The following is a 21187-nucleotide window of genomic DNA, read 5'->3' as shown; positions in this document are numbered from 1 at the left end:
CATGTCAGATCCACGCAACGGACCGCCTCCGCTGCCCGCTTCCGGCCCTGTGACACCTCCGCCGTTGCCGGGGGCGGCGTTGGACGGTCCGGGCTCTCCGCGGGACGTCCCTCCCCCACCCGGCAGCTTCCCGCTGGACACCTCGCAGCTGCCGCAGGCGATCCGCGACGAAGTGGACGCCCCGGACCCGCTGGCCATCGACACCTCCGCCACCGAGTTGAAGGACGGCCTGAACCGGTGCCCGAAATGCGGCGCCACCGATATCCGGCCCAAGCTCGGCACAGACATCCTGGTCTGCCTGTACTGCCGTCACGAATGGCATGGCGCCCGGGTGGAAGAGGCATTCGGTCTGGGCGAGAACATCGACCAGCTGCGTGGCACCATCATTGCCAGCGGTGCACGCGACATCGATGCCGATGCGTCGGCGCTGATGAGCTTCAAATGCACCGGCTGCGGCGCCGAAGTCACGGTCAACACCGAGAGCACGATGACGGCGCGCTGCCACTGGTGCCGGCATGTGTTCGGCGTCAACGAGCAGATCGCCAATGGCGCGGTGCCGGATGCGGTACTGCCGTTCCACATCAGCAAGGACGATGCGGTTGCCCGCATCCGCCAGTTCGTCGACAAGCGCCGTCTGTTCGCCCTGAAAGCCTTCAAGGATCAGTTCACGCCCGAGAACGTGGTCGGCGTGTACCTGCCATACATGATCGTGGACAGCAATGTCAGCGCCGCCGTGGCGGGCAAGGGCGAGATCCAGACCCGCCGATACACCGTGGGCAGCGAGAAGAACAAGCGCACCGTATACGATGCCGATGTCTACCAGATCGAGCGCCAAGTGAACTTCACCGTCGACGATCTGCCGCTGGAATCCTCTGCCGAGCGCGGCAATCTGGACATCAGTGCCAACACCAACAACATCATCAACACCATTCTGCCGTTCGACACCAAGAACGCGGTGAAATGGAACGCGTCCTACCTGGCCGGCTTCACGTCCGAGAAGCGCAATCTCGATGTCGAAACGCTGCGCCCGCGGCTGGAGGACCAGCTGCTGTCGATCGCGCGCGCACAGGTGGAAGCGTCGGTGCGCGGCTACAACCGGGGCGTCCGCTGGGAGCAGGAACAGCTGGACGTGCATGGCACCCGCTGGGTATCCATGTACCTGCCGGTCTGGCTGTACTCCTATCATCAGCCCGGCCGCAACGGCGGCATGCTGCACTACATCGCGGTGAACGGGCGTACCGGCGAAACCATGGGAAGCGTGCCCGTGCAGCAGTGGAAGATGCTGCTGGCAGCCCTTACGGCCGGCACGATCATCGAAGCAGTGGCAATCCTCATTCTGATGGCGACCGCATGAGCGACGACAGTGGCCTCTGGCTGTTGGCGGCAGGTCCGGCCGGCGCGACCGCGCTGTACTGGGCGCTGTACCGCTACTACCGCAATACCGACAAATCACACGCCTTCGAGCATGAAACCGAAGTGCAGGCCGCGCCCGTCAGCGGCTCGGACCAGAAGGTGGGCCAGGTGCGCGGCACCGAGGCCACCCGCATCGAGGGCGACAACGTCTACCAGTACCGACGACGCGTGGCGCGGCTGAAACCCAGGCCCTGAGGGCGGGGGACGCCATCCAACGCGTCCCCGCGCACGCGTCATGCCGACGCTCAGCCTGCCTGGCCCAGCCTGATCTTCAGCTGCTGGATCTCCCGCTCGCTCACGCCGATCGCCTTCAGATAACCCTCGGCACCACCGTACTGGCTGCGCAGCGCCGCCAGGAACCGCTCCATGTTGTCCGGCGCGGTCCCGGCCATCCCGGCCATCTTGCGGCCGATCTCCGGATTCTGCCTGATGAGCGCCATGATCTGCGCGTTCATGGCGCTGTCTTTCGGCTGCCCCTGCAGATAGTGGGCTGAGATCGCATAGTTGTGCACGATGTCCGCTTCGGGCACGCCGGCCAGATCCAGCAGCAGGCCCGCGATGATGCCGGTGCGATCCTTGCCGGCCGTGCAGTGGAACAGCACGGTGCCGTCCTGCTGTGCGGCGATGCGCTGGAACACCTGCTTGAACTGTGGCTGGCTGTGGCCCAGCCACTGTACGTACGCATCGCCCAACGTATCGGGGAAGCTGGCCATCATCTTCTGCAGGTCCATCTGCTCGGTGCCCATCAGCGAGATGCGCTGGTAATCGAAGCGCTCATCGCGGGCCAGCAGGTCCGGCGACTGCCGTTCCTCGTCTGCGGTACGCAGGTCGATGTCCAGCTTCACCCCGGCCGCGGCCAGCGCGTCGCGGTCTGCGTCGGTCAGGCGGCCGAGGTCGGCGGTGCGCACGAATGCCTCGGCGGGAATCGGCCCATGGCGGCCCTGCAGACCGGCGAAGGTACGCACGTTCCATGCTCCCTGCAGCGGTATTTCCCGCGACGCATCGGCGGCGACAGGCACCACGTTGGCGGTGGCAGTCGGCTTTGCAGCCACGGCCTCCGGGGCATCGGCGGCGACCGCAGTCATGGCCACCGGCAAGCAGAGCATCAGGGCCAGGAAAAGGCTGGCAGGGCGGGTCTTCATGAGGTTCTCCAGGGCTTTCAGAAGTTGATGGCCACATCGAGGCCAAAGGTGCGCGGGTCGTTGAAGATGCCGGTCTGGCCAAGTGCCGGACTGTTGAGCTTGTAGAACAGGTGCTGCTCATCGAGCAGATTGCGCGCCCATAATGAGAACGACATCGTGGTGCCAGTGCTGTTCATGGGTACATCCACCAGTGCAACGCGGGCATTGACCACGAATGAACGGTCGGTCAGCATCTGGTCGTACTCGCTGGTGTAGAAGCCGTCGGACCAGTTCCCATCAACGTGGAACTTCAGCGCGGAAAAATTAGCGAACGGCACCAGATAGTCGATGGCCAGGCTGCCGGCGTTCTTCGGCGCCAGCAGCGGCTGCACGGTCACCTGCACGCCTGCGCCGAACGGATCGACCGCGGTCTGCGCATCGATCTTCGTGTAGGCGTAGTTGAGTGCCAGGGTGAGGTTGTCCACCGGCATCACGTTGAACTCCAGTTCCGCGCCGCGTGATCTGCCATCGCCCAGTGCGTTGGTGGTGACCATCGTGGTACGCGTCTCGCCGCTGTTCGGGTCGAACGGCAACGAGAAATCCATCTGCTTGTGAGCAATCGTGGCGTCGAAGAGCGCGACGTTGAGACGGGCGCGGTCGTCCCAGAACTGCGTCTTGAAACCCAGCTCGTAGGCGGTCACTTCTTCCGGGCCGAACGCGGTGTAGTTCGTCGAGCGGGAATTCGCGCCACCAGCCTTGAAGCCGGTGCTGTAACGCACGTAGACCATGGCCTGGCCACCGAGGTCATAGGCAATGTTGACCATCGAGTCGAAGCGGCTCCAGCGGTCGTTGAACGCCAGCTGGGTGGCGGCACCGTTGACGGTGTACAGGTTGCCCTTCTTGTCATCGCGTGTGTAACGGCCACCTGCGGTCAGGTGCAGCCGGTCCATCGCTTCCGGCGTCCACGTCGCTTGCCCGAATACCCCCAGGCTGTCGGTCCATGCCTTGCTGGCACGGTCCACGCGTACTTTCGAGAGATCCAGCGGATTGGTTGCCGGGTTGACGGTGTAGCTGTTGCCACCCGGCCCCCACACCAGCATGTTCGGAGTCTGCGCATTGTCGCCGGCAGTCTCGTGGTAGAAGAATGCTCCGCCCAGGAACTGCAGCTGGTCGGTGTTGCCGATCAGCTGGAACTCCTGGCTGTACTGGTGCTGGTAGACCTGGGCAAGGCTGTAGCGTCCGAATGGCGTACCGGCCCCTCCATAGGCCGAGATCGCGTCGACCAGGCCCATGTCGAACTGGCCTTGGGTCAGTTCGCGATAGGAACTGATGGACTTGAGCTCAAGCTGGTCGCTGAGGGTCCAGGACAGGTTCAGCAGGTGTCCGCTGGTGCGGCCGATATTGTCCTCCTGCGGTCCTCCCAGGATCGCACTGTCGCGCCGGTCCTGGCTGGCACCGGCCTGCTGCAGCGGGCTGAGGAAGGCACCCGGGACCAGCACCTGCGTGTGGTAAGGCGTGGTCGCATCGTAGGATCTGTCGAAGGCGTACAGCAGCGAGAAATCTTCGCTGGGCTGCCAGAGCGCGCTGAGTCGCGCGCCGCGCTTGTCATAGGCGTTGAAATCGCGCTCGCCGCGCATCGGATTGTCCGTGGTGCCGTCACGCTTTGCCTGCACGGCATCGACCTTGAAGCTGAGATCCGCCACCCTCGGCAGATCCAGGTGCAGTGCGGTGGTGTAGCCACCAAAGTTCGACACGCCCGCGCTCACGCTGCCACCGAACTCCCCGGTTGGCTGCTTTGTCACGATGCTCACCGCACCGCCTTCAGTATTGCGGCCGAACAGCGTGCCTTGCGGCCCTTTCAGCACTTCGATGCGCTCCACGTCGTAGAGCATGCTGCCCAAGCCCTGCGCACGCCCCATGAACACACCATCGACATAGATGCCGACTCCGGCATCGCGGGCGGGTTGATTGGCGTCTCCGGATGCGCCAATGCCGCGGATGCCGATGTTGAGCGCCGAGCTGCGGGTCGCGAACGGGGTGACACGCAGCGATGGGATCGATCCGTCGGACAGACTGCCCAGCGAGATCGCACTCCGATCCTTCAAGCCTTCTGCGTCGACGACGGAGACCGATATGGGCGTTTCCTGCAGGTTGGTGGCGCGCTTCTGTGCGGTCACCACCACCTGGTCCAGGGCGACCACGGTGCGCGCGGTTTCGCTGGAGATATCGGCGGTCGGGGCTTCTTCGGCACGGGCCAAGGCGGGCAACGTAGTGGCAACGGCCAGGGCAAGGAGGGATCGGTGCAGCGGAAGGTGGCGCATCGGACTCATTCACGGAAGGGGCTGGCCGGCGCAGTGTGGAGGCGGCCAGTGACAGATGAATGACCGTTCATTCACGCGATCCGTGAAGTACTATCCCGGCCCTTCATCCCAGCCAGGAAGATCCATGACACAGACGCCCGCGGTCCCCTCGCCCGCAGCGGATACCGCCGCCGCCCATGCAGATGCACAGCGGCGGCGCATCCTCGATGCCGCGCAGGCATGCTTCATCACCCGGGGATTCCATGCCGGCTCCATTGCCGACATCGCTGCGCAGGCGCAGATCAGCCAGGGACTGATGTACCGCTACTTCGCCAACAAGCGTGCCCTGATCCTGGCCCTGATCGAGCGCCAGCTCCGGCACGACCAAGCGTCCATCAGCCAGATGCCGGACGCACCGGACCTGCTGGCTGGCCTGCTGGAGTGCTACCAGCAATGGGCACGGGGTGAGGTACTGCCGATCCACGGCAATGCCATTGCCAGCGTGGCGCTGTTTGCGGAAATCAACGCCGAAGCACACCGCGACCCGGCGCTGGCCGAGGTGCTGCGCCGCCACGACAAGCAGATCACCGCCGCGATTCATGGCTGGCTGCGTGAGCGGGACGCGGGCCGTGGCCGCACGCTGGACGAAGAGCGGATCGCCCGCCGTACCCTGCTGCTGCGAGTGCTGGTGGAAGGGCTGGCCATGCGGGCAGTGCGCGACCCTGATCTGCCCACGCCCCGCGTACGCATGCTGCTGGCCGATGCCATCGCGCAGGTTCTGGACGAGTGAGGACCGTTGCGCAGCCCGCATGGCACCATCACGCGGTCTCCCACCCTGCCGGTCTCATGCTTTCCGGGTCGCCCTCCCGAGCATCCCGCCATGATCGCCCTGCTCCCGCGTACCTGCCTGGCCGCGCTGTGCTGCCTGTCCCTTCCCGTCATGGCCCAGGATGCATCCTTCGGCTTTGGCCAGCAGAGCACCGAAACCTCGCAGACCACCCAGACCTCGACCACCCAGCGCCAAAGCCAGCGCAGCGATGACACGGCCTTCGGCAGCAGCGGCTCGATGACCTCGCAGTCCAGCACCCATTCCCGGACGCATTCCGAATCGAACAGCGAGAGCACCGGCGTGGATCTGGAGATCGGCGTCCCCGATGACACCGATCGCTGGGGCCAGGAACGCCGCCATCCCCGCGATCTGCGTGACAGCGACCTGTTCGGCACGTGGACGCTGGGCGAGGAGAACGGGAACACCTGCACGATCGAACTGAAGAGCATGGAGTGGTTCGGCGGCTACAGCGCCTATGTGCCGGCGGGCTGTCCAGAGGGATTCTTCCCGGCCAACCGCTGGGTGCTTTCCGGTAACCAGTTGCTGCTGACCGACACCAGCAACACGGTGTACGGCCGTTTCCGTGCATCGGGTGGCGGACGGTGGTCTGGCTTTCGCGAGTCCGACGGCGCGCGGCTCTACCTGAATCCGAAGGGTCGCTGACGGACGCCCTGCACGCCCCGGGGACGGCAGTATCAGGAAGATCAGGCAACCTTCCTTGAACCGCCCTGCGATGTCCGCCCCCACCGGTCCCCGCCTCGTCATCTATGCCGCCCTGGCCGGCAACCTCGCCATTGCCGTGGCCAAATTCATCGCCGCTGGCATCTCCGGCAGTTCAGCGATGCTCAGTGAAGGCGTGCACTCGCTGGTCGACACCCTGAACGAAGTACTGTTGCTGTACGGGCTGCGCAGGGCCGGCAAGGCGCCGGACACCGTGCATCCATTCGGCTACGGGCGCGAGCTGTATTTCTGGAGCTTCATCGTGGCCTTGCTGGTGTTTGCGGCGGGCGCGGGCGTGTCGGCATACGAGGGCATCCAGCACATCCGCCAGCCGGAACCGGCGACCCACCATGTGCTGAGCTACAGCGTGCTGGGCATTTCCATCCTCTTCGAAGGCGCGTCGTGGTGGGTGGCGCTGCGCGAGTTCCGCCGCACCAAGGGCAGGCTCGGCTACTTCGAGGCGTTCCGACGCAGCAAGGACCCGTCCACGTTCACCGTGCTTCTGGAGGACAGTGCAGCCCTGCTCGGTCTCGGATTCGCGCTGGCCGGGCTGGTCGCGGCGCAACTCCTGGACATGCCGGTCCTGGACGGCGTGGCCTCGCTGTGCATCGCCGCAGTTCTGGCGGTGACTGCGTTCCTGCTGGCACGCGAGACCAAGGGCCTGCTGGTGGGCGAGCCTGCCCATCCAGCGGTGGCCGAGCGCATCCTGGCCGTCGCCGAAACCGATGCCGATCTGCGCCGCGCCAATGGCGTGACCACCATGCAGATGGGCCCAGAGCAGGTGGTGGCCATGCTCAGCGCGGAGTTCGAGGATGATCGGCATACGCCGCAGATCGAGGCCTGCATCACCCGCATCGAAAACGCCGTCAAGCGTGAGTACCCGGAACTGGTGGCGCTGTTCGTCAAACCGCAGACGCCGGAAGTCTACGCCGCCCGGCGTGCGGCGCTTCGCGCGCCGCGTTCACCGGATTGACGCCGCGTCCGCATCCGCTTCACCCTGCCAGCGTCAGACTGATCCCCCGTTCGCCGACCCGCTACCGCCGTGCCTGACTGGCTGCCCGATCACTGGACGCTCCTGCCGCGCCGCTTCTACCAGCGTCCGCCGCAGGAGGTCGCCCCCGAACTCCTGAATGCGCTGCTGATACGCAGCGATGGACGGGCGGCCCGTATCGTCGAGGTCGAGGCCTACGGCGGCAGCCAGGACCCGGCCGCGCACTCCTACCGAGGACCGACGCCGCGGACAGCCAGCATGTTCGGGGAGGCCGGGCATCTGTACGTGTACTTCAGCTACGGCATCCACTGGGGAAGCAACGTGGTGTGCGGGCAGGAACACGAGGGCGTGGCAATCCTGCTGCGTGCAGCGGAGCCCGTGCAGGGCATCGACAGGATGCGGGAACTCAGGCCAGCCGCACGGCACGACCGCGATCTTGCCAGCGGCCCAGGCAAGCTGTCCCAGGCATTCGGCCTGGACAAGAGCTTCGACGGCGCCGATCTGGTGACGGGCAGCCATGGTGTGGTCATTGCCCGCGACGGCACACCTCCGCCGACGGACCCGGTCATCGGCCCGCGGATCGGCATCAGCCGCGCCGTCGACTTTCCGTGGCGCTGGCATGTCCGCGGCCATCGGCACGTCTCGGCACGCGCCCCCCGGCCTGCATCGGCAGCACGCAGATGACGCCGCTGGACCGGCCACTGCGGCGTGAACTGGAGATCGACGGCCAGCACTACACCCTGACGCTTGATCCGCAGGGCCTGAAGCTGGTGGAAAAAGGCCGGCGCAAGGGTGTGGTCCTGCGCTGGCGTGACCTGGTGTCAGGTGATGCTGCCCTGGCCGCCGCCCTGCAGGCATCGTTGCAGACGCGCTGAGCGGACGCCCCACCACAGTGCCGACGGACAACGCCGGATCCGGATCAGGTGCGCACCGTCGCCCACGTTGGCGCGTGATCGCTGGCCTTGTCCTGCAGGCGCACCCAACGATCCACGCCTGCATCCACCAGGCGTGCCGCCAGGATCGGGTTCAGCAGCAGGTGATCGATGCGCAGTCCCCGGTCGCGCTCGGCATGCTGGCGGAAGTAGTCCCAGAATGTGTAGATCGTGCTGTCACCGTGCACGCTGCGCAGGGCGTCGGTCCAGCCCTGCGCGAGCAGATGCTCGAACTGCTCGCGCACCTCCGGCTGTAACAGCGCGTCGCGGCGCCATGCCTTCGGGTCGTACACATCGGCCTCGGTGGGGATGACGTTGAAATCGCCCAGCAGCACTGCAGGGTGCGGGAGATCGACGAGGCTGCGCGCGTGACGGATAAGGCGCTTCATCCAGCGCAGCTTGTAGTCGAACCTGGGGCCCGGCTGGGGATTGCCGTTGGGCAGGTAGAGACCACCCACGACGATGCCGTGCACCGCCGCTTCCAGATAGCGGCTCTGCACATCCGCCGGTTCGCCCGGCAACCGCCGCCGGCTCTCCACCGGCACCGCATCCCTTGCCAGCAGGGCCACGCCATTCCATCGCGCTTCGCCCAGCCACAGTGCACCGTAGCCGGCCTGTTCCAGCGCATCGGCCGGGAATGCAGCATCGGTGGCCTTCAGCTCCTGCAATGCGACCACGTCCGGCGATGTCCTGTCGAGCCAGGCAAGCAGATGGGGCAAGCGCGTGCCGATACCGTTGACGTTGAACGTGGCGATGCGCAACGTCTTGCGGCGGGCCATGCAGAACTCCTGAAGCCGGCGGGCAGAGCTACCACTGTGCCTGCGCCGTCATGCAGGCGCCGTCGACGTCATCGAAACGACGCTCGGCGATCATGGCGAACGCGCCCACAGCAACCTGCTGCGAGCGCTACCCGGCCCCGCGCCCGCCCGCCAGAAACAGCGCCATGCGCTGCAGCTCGTCCTCCAGCGCACTGCGGAACAGCCGGTCGCGCGCCAGTGAGCGCCCCGCGTAGCCGAGCGATGGCTCAAGCTGGCCGTCGCGGACAGTCACATTGGCCCACCCCACCACCTGCTCGTGCCACAACATCGGCAGCGCGTAGTAGCCATACTGGCGCTTGGGCGCCGGCGTGTAGGCCTCGAACCTGTAGACCCAGCCCCACAGCAGCTCGAACCGCCGGCGGTCCCAGACCACCGGATCGAACGGCGCCAGCAGGCGTACCTGCTCGTCCGGCGCATGCCGTCGTGAGCGCGGATTCTCGTCCGCCGGCCAGTACCACGTGGTGCCCTCCACGGTAGCGCTCGCCAGCTGTTCCTTCGCCAGCTTCAGCGCCTGCCGGGTCTGCTCGGCCAGATGCGGTGCGCCGTAGCCCAGCAGCCGGGCCAGGTAGGTCAGGCTGGCCGATGGAAGCGGCGCGTACTTGCGCACGATCAACGCGACCAGTGCAGCCGCGCGCCGCACGCGCCCGTCCTCGCTGTCCTCCGCCGGCGCATGCTCGGCCACGCTGTAGATGCGCGTTCCGCTGTCGCGCCGCTGCACCCGCAGCAGGCCGCGATAGTGCATGCCCTCCAGCAGATGCGTGCTGGCGTTGCTGGTGCCGCCCCAGTAGTTGGTCACCCGGCCGTGCGCGAACGCCTGGTCGACCTCGCGCGGATGCACGCTGCCACGTTCGCGCACGAACGCCAGCACATCCGCCGCACGGCGTTCGGTGTCCGCGTCCCATGCACGCCGGGCCACGCGGGGATGCATCAACGCCAGGTACTCGCGCGGCAGGAAGCCGTAGTTGACCAGGCAGTCCTCCTCTACCGGCAGGCGCGGGTAACGCCGCTCGAGGTCACCGGCCCGATAGTCCTTCACCCGATGCCGCAGTGTCAGATCCTGTGCCCGGGCCGGCGCGCGGATCGGATCGGCCTGTACGAAGCCCAGCCGCCGGATCGCAGCCATCAACGTTGTTGGCGGGAACAGGGTGCGCGCCACCGCGTAGCGGCGCAGGTCGTCGAGAGTGGGCTGCCTGGACATGACGCCATTGTAGGCGCGCGCCGGGGGTATGCTGTCAGACCCCGGTCCACTGACGTCCATCATGCGCACGCTGTATCCCCCGATCACGCCCTATCGCGAGCACACTCTACCCGTGAGCACGCTGCACACCCTGCATGTCGAAGAGTGCGGGACGCCCGACGGCATTCCGGTGGTGTATCTGCATGGCGGTCCCGGTGCCGGCATCTCACCCACGCATCGTCGCTTCTTCGACCCGGCGCGGTACCGCATCGTGCTGATCGACCAGCGCGGCAGCGGCCGTTCCACCCCGTTCGGCGAACTGCGCGACAACACCACGCAGGAACTGGTGGCCGATATCGAGAAGGTACGTGAGCACCTCGGTATCGAGCGCTGGCTGGTGTATGGCGGCTCCTGGGGCTCGACGTTGTCGCTGGCGTACGCGCAGGCCCATCCCGCCCGCGCCACCGGCCTCATCGTGCGCGGCGTGTATCTGGGGCGGGACATCGAGAACCAATGGTTTTCCGAGCCGCAGGGCGGTGCGCGCTGGATATTTCCGGAGCGCTGGGACCGCTATGAAGCGCACATTCCCGAAGATGAGCGCGGCAACCTGCTGCAGGCGTACTGGACACGCCTGGACAGCCCGGACCCCGCCATCCGCATTGCTGCCGCAATGGCGTGGCTGGGCTGGGAGGACAATGCTGCGACCCTGCAGCACGAGGTGTCCGCCGAATCCAGCAGCGACCCGATGGATACCCTGGCCAAGGCCCGGATAGAGGCGCATTACTTCCGCAACAGGGCCTTCCTTGAGCCCGGCCAGCTGCTGCGCGATGTGGAGCGGATCCGCCACCTCCCGGCGGTGATCGTACAGGGCCGCTACGACATCATCTGTCCGCCACGCAGCGCGTGGGAACTGGCCAAGGCGTGGCCGGAAGCCAGACTGGAGATGGTGATTGCCGGCCACAGTGCGAACGAAGCGGCCACGACCGACGCGCTGGTGCGCGCGACCGACGACTTCGCCGATCGTTTCGGCCAGCCCGGCTGAATCGCCCCTTCACCGTGCCACGGTGAAGCCGACCGTCGTCAGACCGTCCGAACTGGCCACGAACACTTCGCCGCCATGCAGTGCGGCGATGGCCTTGACGATGGACAACCCCAGCCCGTGATGGCGCTCGCCCCGATACTCACGGGCCTGGTCGACCCGGTAGAAGCGCTCGAACAGCAGGGGCAGATGCTCGGCGGCGATGCCGTTGCCTTCATTCAGCACGGCCACCCGCACGCCCTCGCCTTCGGACTGCAGCTGCACACGCACGTCGCTGCCTGGACGCGCATGCTGCACGGCGTTGTGCAACAGGTTGGTCAGCGCGCGGCGGAACAACGACGGATCGATGCGGGCGGTGGCGTCGCCTTCGACATGCAACGTCAGCTGGGCCTCTTCGAACAGGAATTCCATGAATTCACCGGCGGTGGCGACCTCGTCTGCCAGCTGGACCTGACGCGTTTCCACCGCGATATCGCCCTGGCCGGCCCGCGACAGGAACAACATATCGTTGACGATCGCACGCAGGCGCTCCAGTTCCTCCAGGTTGGACTGCATGACCTCCTGCAGCGCCGCCACATCACGCGGACGGGACAGGGCCACCTGGGTCTGTCCCATCAGATTGGCCAGGGGGGTGCGCAGCTCGTGCGCGACGTCCGCGTTGAACCCGTCCAGCCGCGTGTACGCTGCTTCCAACCGATCCAGCGCGCCGTTGAAGGCCTGCGTGAGGTGGCCCAGTTCGGCCGGCAGTCCCTGCGCGGCCAGGCGCTGCGACAGCCGCTGCGGGCTGAGCGAGCGTGCCTCGTTGGACAGCGCCCGCAGCGGGGCCAGCCCCAGCCGGGCGATCCAGTAGCCGAGCCCGGCCACCAGCAGCACGCCCAGCCCGCCGGCCACCCACAACGCAACGCCGAAGCGCTGCAGCGCCTGCGTATAGGGCTCCGAGTCGATGCCGATCCACAGGTCCACATCCGGTCGCGCACCCTTGCCCGGCACCCGTTCATACAGCGTGCGCAGCGGGTGCCCACCCTCACGCGCCAGCGTGCCCATGCCGTTGTCACCCTTGCCGGGGGCCTGCACCTGCGGCTCTGCCTGGCCGATGCGGAATGTGGGGTTCTCGCTCCATGCCCAGACCAGGGTGTCGCGGTCCCCGGAGATCAGGTTGCCGACCTTCTCGCGCACCTTGTTCCAGCGCTCGGTGCTGTCGCACATCGCGACGCTGCCACTGACCGCGTGCAGCTTGGTCTGCAGTTCCGCATGCTGGTAGCGCACCACCTGCCGCTCGAGCACGCCATAGACGCCCACGCCCAGCAGAGCAAACACCAGCAATGCGGCCAGCGCGAACATCGCCGACAGGCGCTGGGCGATCGACATCCTCATCCCCGCCCACCCTCGTCCTCGCGCACTTCCAGCACGTAGCCCATGCCGCGCACGGTATGCAGCAGCTTGCTCGGGTAAGGGCCGTCGATCTTGCCGCGCAGGCGCTTGATCGCCACTTCGACCACATTGGTATTGCTGTCGAAATTGATGTCCCAGACCTGGGCGGCGATCACCGTCTTGGACAGGATCTGGCCCCGCCGCTGTGCCAGCAGCGCCAGCAGCGCGAACTCCTTGCCGGTCAGGTCCAGCCGCGAGCCATCGCGGTAAGCCCGCCGGGCCAGCAGGTTCACCTGCAGATCGCCCACCTGCAGTTCGGTCGGCTCCTGCTGGCGCCCACGCCGCACGAGGGCCTGCAGCCGCGCCAGCAGTTCGATGAACGAGAACGGCTTGACCAGGTAGTCGTCGGCGCCCTGCCCCAGGCCGTGCACGCGATCATCCACGCGGTCCCGCGCGGTCAGCATGATCACCGGTGTCTGCTTGCTGCGGCGCAGCTCGCGCAGCACGCTGAAGCCATCCATGCCCGGCAGCATCACATCCAGCACGATCACGTCGTAGTCGAACTCGCGCGCCAGATGCAGGCCGGTGACACCGTCTGCAGCCAGATCCACCGCCCAGCCCTGCTCGCCCAGGCCGGTGCGCAGGTAATGGGCGGTCTTGCCTTCATCTTCCACGATCAGCAGTTTCATCCAGGGTCCGCCAGGGCAGCGCCCGCCGCCTCCCTGCGCTCGCGGCGACGCTGCAGGAACAGGCGGTCCAGGGCCAGGTAGATCACCGGGGTACTGTACAGGGTCAACAGCTGGCTGATCAGCAGGCCACCGACCACCGCCACGCCCAGCGGCTGGCGCAGTTCCGAACCCGTACCGAAACCGATCATCAGCGGAATGGCACCGAGCAACGCGGCCAGCGTGGTCATCATGATCGGGCGGAACCGGGTCAGGCAGGCCTCGTGGATCGCCTCCAGCGGCGCCAGCCCGCGGTTGCGCTGTGCGTCGAGGGCGAAGTCGACCATCAGGATGCCGTTCTTCTTGACGATGCCGATCAGCAGCACGATGCCGATCAGCGCCATGATCGAGAAGTCCAGCCCCCACAGCCAGAGCATCAGCACTGCGCCGATGCCGGCCGACGGCAGAGTGGACAGGATGGTCAGCGGGTGCACGAAACTCTCGTACAGCACGCCGAGGATGATGTAGACCGCCAGCAGGGCCGCGAGGATCAGCAGCGGCTGGCTGGCCAGCGACTCCTGGAAGGCCTGTGCCGTGCCCTGGAAGCGGCCGCTGATGCTGGCAGGCATGCCGATCTGCGCCTGCGCCTGCTCCACCAGGCCGACCGCTTCGCCCAGTGAAACGCCGGGGGCCAGATTGAAGGACAGGTTCACCGCCGGCAGCATGCCGTTGTGGCTGATCGACAGCGGACCATTGCCCGGAGGCTGCACCTGGGCCACGGCCGACAGCGGCACCATCTGCCCGGTCAGTGGCGAACGCAGGTGGAAGTAGGACAGCGCATCGACCTGCCCCAGCATGCCCGGCGCGATCTCCAGGATGACCCGGTACTGGTTGGTTTCGGTCTGGAACTCGTTGATCTGGCGCTGGCCGAAGGCATCGTAGAGCACCTGGTCGATGTCGTTGGCGGTCAGGCCGAAGCGCGCCGCAGCCGTGCGGTCGATCTCCAGCCGGGTCACGCTGGCGCCGACCTGCTGGTCATTGGATACGTCGCGCAGCTGCGGCAGGCCCCGCAGCCGCTCGGTCAGCTGCTCGGCCCACTGCGACAGCTCGCGGCTGTCCTGTCCGCGCAGGGCATACTGGTACTGCGTCCGCGCCGGCCCGGCGCCGAGATTGATGTCCTGCGCCGCGCGCATGTACACGGTGATGCCGGGCACGCTGGCCATCTTCGCCCGCACCCGGTCAATGAAGCCGTGCACGTCCACATCGCGGTCGCCGCGGTCCTTCAGCACGAACCAGAAGCGGCCGTTGGACAGCGTCTGGCTGCCGGCAGTGGCACCGACCGCGTGGTTGTAGGCCTGCAGGGCCGGATCATCCGCAACGATGCGCGCGAGCTGCTGGTGCTTGGCCACCATGTCCTCGTAGCCGATGTCCTGCGCCGCCTCGGTGGTGGCGAACACGAAGGCGGTGTCCTGCAGGGGGAAGAAGCCTTTGGGAATCACTATGTACGAGGCCACCGCCACCGCCACGGTCAGGCCGAAGCCCGCCAGCACCAGCCGCTGGCGGCGCAGGGCCCATTGCAGGCTGCGGTCGTAGCCGGCCAGCAGGCGCCCGGCCAGGGTCCGCTCGCTGTCCCGGTGCGCCGGCATGCGCTTCATCAGGTGCGCGGCCATCATCGGTGCCAGGGTCAGCGAGGCGACGATGGAAATCAGGATCGCCACGGTGATGGTCAGCGCGAACTCGGCGAACAGGCGCCCGACCACCCCGCCCATGAACAGCAGCGGGATGAAGGCGGCAATCAACGACAGGCTGATCGAGACCACGGTGAAGCCGATTTCGCCGGCGCCCTTCAGGGCGGCGTCCACCGGACCGAGCCCGGCCTCGCGGTGACGGTGGATGTTCTCAACCACGACGATCGCGTCGTCGACCACGAAGCCGACCGAAACCACCAGTGCCACCAAGGTCAGGTTGTTGAGGCTGAAGCCGGCCACGTACATCGCGGCGAAGGTCGCCACCAGCGCGACCACCAGTACCGCGCCGACGATCAGCGTGGCGGAAAGCTGGCGCAGGAACAGGCCCATCACCAGCACCACCAGCACGATGGTCAGTACCAGGGTGAGCTCCACCTCGTGCAGCGACGCGCGGATGGTGCGCGTACGGTCGTTGAGCACCTCCACATCGACGCTGGCCGGCAGGTTCGCGCTCAGTTCCGGCAAGGCGGCCAGCACCGCATCGGTGGTGCGCACGATGTTCGCGCCGGGCTGCCGGCTGATGATCAGGCCGACCCCAGGCTGGCCGTTGGGCCACGCCTGCACGTAGGCATTCTCGGCGCCGTCGATCACCTGCGCGACATCACCCAGCGCCACCGGTGCGCCGTCACGATAGGCAACGACCAGGCGCCGGTAGTCCTGGGCACTGAACAGCTGGTCGTTGGCTTCGAAGGTGGACGTGCGCTGCTCGCCCATCAGTGCACCCTTGGCCTGGTTGAGGCTGGCGTTCTGCGCCACGCCACGCAGGTCGGACAGGGTCAGGCCCATCGCCGCCAGCCGCTCCGGCTGGGCCTGGATGCGGATCGCCGGACGCTGCTGGCCGACGATGCCGACCTCCGAAACGCCGCTGATCTGGCTGATCGAGCGTGCGAGGCGGCTCTCGGCCAGATCGCTCAGTTCGGTCATCGACATCTGGGTCGACACCACGCTGAGCACCAGGATGGGGCTGTCGGCCGGATTCACCTTGCGCCACGTCGGCATGTTCGGCAGTTCACTGGGCAGGCGGCCGGCGGCGGCGTTGATCGCCGCCTGCACTTCCTGCGCGGCCGTGTCGATGTTCTTTTCCAGATCGAACTGCAGGGTGATCGAAGTGCTGCCCAGTGCACTGGTCGAGGTCATCTCGATGATGCCGGGCACGCCCGTCAGCTGGGTTTCCAGTGGCGTGGCCACCGCCGAGGCCATGGTCTCGGCGCTGGCACCGGGCAGATTGGCATTGACCCGGATGGTCGGGAACTCAGCCTCCGGCAACGGCGCCACCGGCAGGCGCGGCAATGCTGCCACGCCCAGCAGCACCACCGCCAGGGTCAACAGGGTCGTGGCGACCGGGTGATGAACGAACCAGCTGGACAGCGAGGTGCGCGCGCTCACGGTGCCGCCCCGCGCCGGACCGCTGCAGGCGCCGCGGCGGGTTTGGCCTCGGCCACCACCGTGCCCGGCCGCAGCCGCGACTGTCCATCGCGTACCACCACATCGCCGACCCGCAGCTCACCCTGCACGACCACCTGCCCGCCGTCCTGTTCACCGACCGTGACCGGCAGCGATTCCACGCTGCCATCAGCGACCACGCGGTAGACGAAGCTGCCCTGCACGCCACGCTGGATCGCCGCGGCATCCAGCACCAGCGCGCCCGTGCTCTGGCCGGTGCGCACCCGCACGCTGACCAGCTGTCCGGGCCACAGCTGGTCGGACGCATTGCTGAAGCGCGCGCGCAGCCGCACCGTACCGGAGGCCTCGTCCACCTGGTTGTCGATCACCTGCAACGTGCCCTCAGCCAGCAGCTGGCCACCCTCGCGGTCCAGTGCCTGCACCTGTGCGCCGCCTGCGGCGAGCGCCTGTCGCAGCTGCGGCAGCGCGTCCTGCGGCAGCGCGAACACCACCGAGATCGGATCGGTCTGCTGCACGGTCACCAACCCCTGCGTGTCACTGGCGCGCACCAGATTGCCCGGATCCACCTGGCGCAGACCGATGCGACCGTCCATCGGCGCCACGATGCGGGTATACGAGAGCTGCACCTGCGCTGCGTCCACCGCAGCCTGGTTGCCGCGGCCGGTGGCCTGCAACTGCTGCACGGTGGCGGCCTGCTGCTCCAGCATCTGCCGCGACACCAGCTGGTCGCTGGACAGATGCTGCAGCCGCGACAGGTCCGAGCGCGCCGCATCCAGCGTGGCACGGTCGCGCACCAGCGCCGCCTGTGCACCGCCCAGACCGGCACGGATGGCGCGATCATCGATACGCGCAAGCAGTTGCCCCTTGCGCACCTTCTGCCCTTCCTCGAACAGCACTTCGGTCAGCACGCCATCCACCTGCGGGCGCAGCACCGTGCTCTGCAGCGACTGCACCGTGCCGACGCCGCTTCGCCAGTGCGGTACATCACGCTGCTCGACGCGCGTGGTGACCACCGGTACCGGTGGCGGTGCCGTACTGGGCTGTGCGTCGCCGCGGGAAACGCCGTGGAACAACATCGCCAGCAACAGGGCAACCAGCAGTGCCGCTCCCAGCGCGAGGTGGCGGCGGCGCAGCAGCGCAGTGACATCAGGCAATCGCATGGCAGGGGGTCCAATCCGGTGCCCGCGCCGGTCTGCGCAGGCCTGCCGTCATCCTGGGTGGCAACCTCCGGCACCATGCTGTCGCCTGCCTGACAATTCCGTCAGCTTCGACTGCGGCCGCTATACCAAGGTATAGCGACGCTAACCCACGGGCCTCTAGGCCGTGCCCGGCCAGCGGCCGACAATGGCACCACCGCCGGGAAACGCGCCCGGCAGCCCCTTCCCACCTGCACGGAGACGCCGATGGATCCCGACCCTGCCGGGCGCAACGCGCCCCTGCCTGCCTGTTTCCGCCCGTACCGGGCGCCTGGCGGCCGGTCCCTGCCTGCGTGAGTGCGGGGGCCGCCAGGCGCACCTGCCTGGAGAGTGCCCCCATGTCCTGCAAGACCCTCTACATCACCCTGCGCCGCCTGATGGGTAAGCGCGATGTCACCGCCCTGCGCAGCCAGCTGTGGGTGCATGGCCCAGTGCTGTTTGCCCGTTCGCTGGCGCTGGGCTCGCCACGCGTGGTGGCCGACGTCCTTTCGTTGCTGCCGATCAGCGAGCGCATCAGCGTCCTGCGCCATCTGCCCTACCCCCTCCGCGACGCGATGAAGCCGCTGTGCATCGGCGGCAGCCAGCGCCTTCGCATGCAGCCTTGGTCGCCTGACGTACTGGCCCTGCGCTCCGCCTGAACGGCGACGCGACGCCCTGCCCCCTGCGTGCCGGTCCTGCGCCGGCCCCATCAAGGAGTTCCCCATGAGCCTGCTCAATGCCTGGTTCAACGCTTTCCTGCGCAGCCGGCGCGCCGGCAACCTGTTCCGGCGCCGGGCGATGCCCGAAGCCGGCTTCGGTCCCGGCAACAGCGGGAGCGTACCGTTCAACCTCACCGCCGGACTGGTCACCTTGGCGCAGCTCGATGAAGCGCACCTGCTGAGCAGGCTGGACTCGCACGCCGATGGCCTGGGCCAGCACGAGGCGGACGTACGGCTGGCCGCCCTCGGCCCGAACGAAGTCGATCACGAAAAGCCGCTGCCGTGGTGGCGCCACCTGTGGCAGTGCTACCGCAATCCGTTCAACCTGCTGTTGACCGTGCTGGCAGCGGTCTCCTGGCTGACGGAGGATGCGAAGGCCACGGTGGTGATCGGCGCGATGGTGCTGTTGTCCACCCTGATCCGCTTCGTCCAGGAAGGGCGTTCCAACCGCGCCGCTGAACGGCTGAAGGCACTGGTGGGGAACACGGCGCGTGTACTGCGGCGCACCCCTGGAACGGAAGCGGCAGACCTGGCCGATCAGTACTTCGGTGCGCACCTGCACAGCCGGCGGCCCTCACGGCTGCTGGACCTGCCGATCCGCGAGCTGGTACCCGGCGATCACCTCGTGCTCTCGGCCGGCGACATGATTCCGGCCGACTGCCGGGTGCTGTCGGCCAAGGATCTGTTCGTGGCCCAGGCGGCCATGACCGGGGAATCACTGCCGGTGGAGAAGTTCGCCCATCCGGGCGATGCGCAGGCCGGCCTGCTCGATCAGCACAACCTGCTGTTCATGGGTACCAACGTGGTCTCCGGCACGGCCACCGCAGTGGTACTGGCTACCGGCAACCGCACCTATTTCGGCACTCTGGCCGAGCGCAGCATCGCCAGCGACCGTGCGCCCACGGCCTTCCAGGCCGGGGTCAACAGTGTCAGCTGGCTGCTGATCCGCTTCGCCCTGGTGATGGTGCCGTTCGTGCTGCTGGTCAATGGCTGGACCAAGGGTGACTGGACCGAAGCCTTCCTGTTTGCCCTGTCGGTGGCGGTCGGCCTGACCCCGGAAATGCTGCCGATGATCGTCACCTCCACCCTGGCCAAGGGGGCGGTGCTGCTGTCGCGCCGCAAGGTGATCGTCAAGCGCCTGGACGCCATCCAGAACTTCGGTGCCATGGACGTGCTGTGCACCGACAAGACCGGCACGCTCACCCAGGACCGGATCGCCCTGGAACGGCATACCGACGTGTTCGGCCGTGACTCGGAAGACGTGCTGAAGTTCGCCTATCTCAACAGCCACTTCCAGACCGGCCTGATCAATCTGCTGGACCGCGCCGTGCTGGAGCACGTGGAACTGCAGAGCTCGCTGCGCCTGAGCCAGGACTACCGGAAGGTGGACGAGATACCGTTCGACTTCGAGCGCCGCCGCATGTCGGTCGTGGTATCCGAATGCGGGAATCACCATGAGCTGATCTGCAAGGGCGCGGTCGAGGAGATGCTCGCGGTGTGCTCCACCGTGCGCGAGAACGGCCACGACATGCCACTGGACGAACGGCGGCTGGCGCGGGTCCGGCAGACCACCGAGGAACTGAACGAACAGGGCCTGCGGGTGGTGGCGGTGGCGATGAAGGAAACCAGCGCGCAGCAGGCGACCTACACCCAGTCCGACGAATGTGGACTGACCCTGATCGGCTACGTGGCCTTTCTTGATCCGCCCAAGGAATCGGCTGCACAGGCACTGCAGGCACTGGCGATGCATGGCGTCGAGGTCAAGGTGTTCACCGGCGACAACGAACTGGTCACCGCCCGTGTCTGTGCCCAGGTCGGACTCGACGCGGACACGATCCTGACCGGCCCGCAGATCGAACGCATGGGCGATGAAGCGCTGGCACACGCCCTGCAGCACCACCGCGTGTTTGCCCGCCTGACGCCGCTGCACAAGGAACGACTGGTACGCCAGCTGCGCGCGCAGGGCAAGGTGGTCGGCTTTCTCGGCGACGGCATCAACGATGCGCCCGCGCTGCGCGCCGCCGACATCGGCATCAGCGTCGACAGCGCCGTGGACATCGCCAAGGAAGCGGCCGACATCATCCTGCTGGAAAAGAACCTGATGGTGCTGGAGGAAGGCGTGATCCAGGGCCGGCGCACCTTCTGCAACATGCTCAAGTACATCCGCATGACCGCCAGCTCCAACTTCGGCAACGTGTTCTCGGTGCTGGTAGCGTCCGCCTTCCTGCCGTTCCTGCCGATGCTGCCGCTGCAGCTGCTGGTGCAGAACCTGCTGTACGACGTTTCGCAGATTGCCATTCCGTTCGACAATGTGGACGAGGACCTGGTGCGGCAGCCGCTGAAATGGAACCCGGCCGACATCGGCCGCTTCATGGTGTTCTTCGGACCGATCAGCTCGGTCTTCGACCTCAGCTGCTTCGCCCTGATGTGGTATGTGTTCGACGCTCGCACACCCGCCGACCAGGGCCTGTTCCAGTCAGGCTGGTTCGTCGTCGGCCTGCTGACCCAGACCCTGATCGTGCACATGATCCGCACGCCGAAGCTGCCGTTCCTGCAGAGCATCGCCGCGCCACCGCTGCTGCTGATGACGGGACTGATCATGGCCCTGGGCGTGATCCTGCCGATGAGCCCGCTGGCCACCTACTTCAGGCTGCAGGCACTGCCGGCAGGGTACTGGCCGTTCCTGGTGGCGATCCTGTTCGGCTATGCCGCACTGACCACTGCACTGAAGAAGCTCTACATCCGTCGCTACGGCTGGCAGTAGG

18 protein-coding genes are annotated in these 21187 nt (G+C 67.0%); 10 read left to right on the top strand and 8 right to left on the bottom strand.

Annotated elements, in window-relative coordinates; genetic code table 11:
* The first annotated feature begins 1 nt into the window (after position 1).
* Complete coding sequence (locus ACVOJ1_RS07580) at positions 2-1354, top strand: hypothetical protein (protein WP_065176084.1); 1353 nt, start codon at positions 2-4, stop codon at positions 1352-1354.
* Entirely contained in the window at positions 1351-1608 is a 258-nt protein-coding gene (locus tag ACVOJ1_RS07575; protein WP_053515893.1) for a hypothetical protein, read from the top strand. The genes ACVOJ1_RS07580 and ACVOJ1_RS07575 overlap by 4 nt, the downstream gene beginning before the upstream one ends.
* 50 nt (positions 1609-1658) lie before the next feature.
* Here ACVOJ1_RS07575 and ACVOJ1_RS07570 read toward each other — a convergent pair whose 3' ends face one another.
* Both ACVOJ1_RS07570 and ACVOJ1_RS07565 read right to left on the bottom strand, forming a co-directional pair.
* Positions 1659-2555 carry a tyrosine-protein phosphatase gene (locus ACVOJ1_RS07570; RefSeq protein ID WP_111186916.1) on the bottom strand — a complete coding sequence of 299 codons (897 nt, stop codon included), beginning with the start codon at positions 2553-2555 and terminating at the stop codon, positions 1659-1661.
* 17 nt (positions 2556-2572) lie between these two features.
* The gene (locus ACVOJ1_RS07565) at positions 2573-4855 is read right to left on the bottom strand and encodes a TonB-dependent receptor (RefSeq protein ID WP_346480242.1); all 2283 of its coding nucleotides are present in this window, start codon (positions 4853-4855) and stop codon (positions 2573-2575) included.
* Between the two features lie 124 nt (positions 4856-4979).
* Here ACVOJ1_RS07565 and ACVOJ1_RS07560 point away from each other — a divergent pair, with 124 nt between their 5' ends.
* From ACVOJ1_RS07560 to ACVOJ1_RS07540, 5 genes are all read left to right on the top strand, one after another.
* On the top strand, positions 4980-5624 hold the full coding sequence (locus tag ACVOJ1_RS07560; protein ID WP_197571394.1) for a TetR family transcriptional regulator: 645 nt from the start codon (positions 4980-4982) through the stop codon (positions 5622-5624).
* Between the two features lie 90 nt (positions 5625-5714).
* Positions 5715-6326, top strand: a complete 612-nt coding sequence (locus ACVOJ1_RS07555; protein WP_111186913.1) for an AprI/Inh family metalloprotease inhibitor — start codon at positions 5715-5717, stop codon at positions 6324-6326.
* A gap of 70 nt (positions 6327-6396) precedes the next feature.
* Positions 6397-7356 (top strand): cation diffusion facilitator family transporter, encoded by a 960-nt coding sequence (locus tag ACVOJ1_RS07550; RefSeq protein WP_180875229.1) that lies wholly within the window; start codon positions 6397-6399, stop codon positions 7354-7356.
* 69 nt (positions 7357-7425) lie between these two features.
* Positions 7426-8058: a DNA-3-methyladenine glycosylase gene (locus ACVOJ1_RS07545; RefSeq protein ID WP_346480241.1), complete on the top strand. Its 633-nt coding sequence runs from the start codon at positions 7426-7428 to the stop codon at positions 8056-8058.
* Positions 8055-8249 (top strand): hypothetical protein, encoded by a 195-nt coding sequence (locus tag ACVOJ1_RS07540; protein WP_111186911.1) that lies wholly within the window; start codon positions 8055-8057, stop codon positions 8247-8249. The genes ACVOJ1_RS07545 and ACVOJ1_RS07540 overlap by 4 nt, the downstream gene beginning before the upstream one ends.
* Positions 8250-8293: 44 nt before the next feature.
* Here the strand turns inward: ACVOJ1_RS07540 and ACVOJ1_RS07535 are convergent, their stop codons facing one another.
* The gene (locus ACVOJ1_RS07535) at positions 8294-9085 is read right to left on the bottom strand and encodes an exodeoxyribonuclease III (protein WP_346480240.1); all 792 of its coding nucleotides are present in this window, start codon (positions 9083-9085) and stop codon (positions 8294-8296) included.
* 127 nt (positions 9086-9212) lie between these two features.
* Positions 9213-10322 carry a DNA glycosylase AlkZ-like family protein gene (locus ACVOJ1_RS07530; protein ID WP_111186909.1) on the bottom strand — a complete coding sequence of 370 codons (1110 nt, stop codon included), beginning with the start codon at positions 10320-10322 and terminating at the stop codon, positions 9213-9215.
* Positions 10323-10383: 61 nt separating this feature from the next.
* On the opposite strand from ACVOJ1_RS07530, the gene pip reads away from it, so the two are divergent.
* Positions 10384-11343, top strand: a complete 960-nt coding sequence (gene pip, locus ACVOJ1_RS07525) for a prolyl aminopeptidase (RefSeq protein WP_277380714.1) — start codon at positions 10384-10386, stop codon at positions 11341-11343.
* Positions 11344-11352: 9 nt separating this feature from the next.
* On the opposite strand, the gene ACVOJ1_RS07520 is transcribed toward pip, so the two are convergent.
* The 4 genes from ACVOJ1_RS07520 to ACVOJ1_RS07505 are packed head-to-tail and all read right to left on the bottom strand — an operon-like array spanning position 11353 to position 17688.
* Complete coding sequence (locus ACVOJ1_RS07520) at positions 11353-12708, bottom strand: heavy metal sensor histidine kinase (RefSeq protein WP_227255275.1); 1356 nt, start codon at positions 12706-12708, stop codon at positions 11353-11355.
* A gap of 2 nt (positions 12709-12710) precedes the next feature.
* Positions 12711-13400 carry a heavy metal response regulator transcription factor gene (locus tag ACVOJ1_RS07515; protein WP_053515914.1) on the bottom strand — a complete coding sequence of 230 codons (690 nt, stop codon included), beginning with the start codon at positions 13398-13400 and terminating at the stop codon, positions 12711-12713.
* Positions 13397-16510 (bottom strand): multidrug efflux RND transporter permease subunit, encoded by a 3114-nt coding sequence (locus ACVOJ1_RS07510; protein ID WP_346480239.1) that lies wholly within the window; start codon positions 16508-16510, stop codon positions 13397-13399. The genes ACVOJ1_RS07515 and ACVOJ1_RS07510 overlap by 4 nt, the downstream gene beginning before the upstream one ends.
* On the bottom strand, positions 16507-17688 hold the full coding sequence (locus ACVOJ1_RS07505) for an efflux RND transporter periplasmic adaptor subunit (RefSeq protein WP_346480238.1): 1182 nt from the start codon (positions 17686-17688) through the stop codon (positions 16507-16509). Before ACVOJ1_RS07505 ends, ACVOJ1_RS07510 begins: the two co-directional genes overlap by 4 nt.
* 374 nt (positions 17689-18062) lie before the next feature.
* Between ACVOJ1_RS07505 and ACVOJ1_RS07500 the strand changes: the two genes are divergently transcribed.
* Together ACVOJ1_RS07500 and mgtA are read left to right on the top strand one after the other, a co-directional pair.
* Positions 18063-18362: a hypothetical protein gene (locus ACVOJ1_RS07500; RefSeq protein ID WP_346480237.1), complete on the top strand. Its 300-nt coding sequence runs from the start codon at positions 18063-18065 to the stop codon at positions 18360-18362.
* Between the two features lie 64 nt (positions 18363-18426).
* Positions 18427-21186 (top strand): magnesium-translocating P-type ATPase, encoded by a 2760-nt coding sequence (gene mgtA, locus ACVOJ1_RS07495; RefSeq protein ID WP_346480236.1) that lies wholly within the window; start codon positions 18427-18429, stop codon positions 21184-21186.
* Position 21187 lies beyond the last annotated feature (1 nt).

The organism is Stenotrophomonas sp. STEN225 (assembly GCF_056756445.1).
The sequence above is the reverse complement of the archived record's forward strand: the minus strand, read 5'-3'. Positions and strand labels throughout refer to the sequence as shown.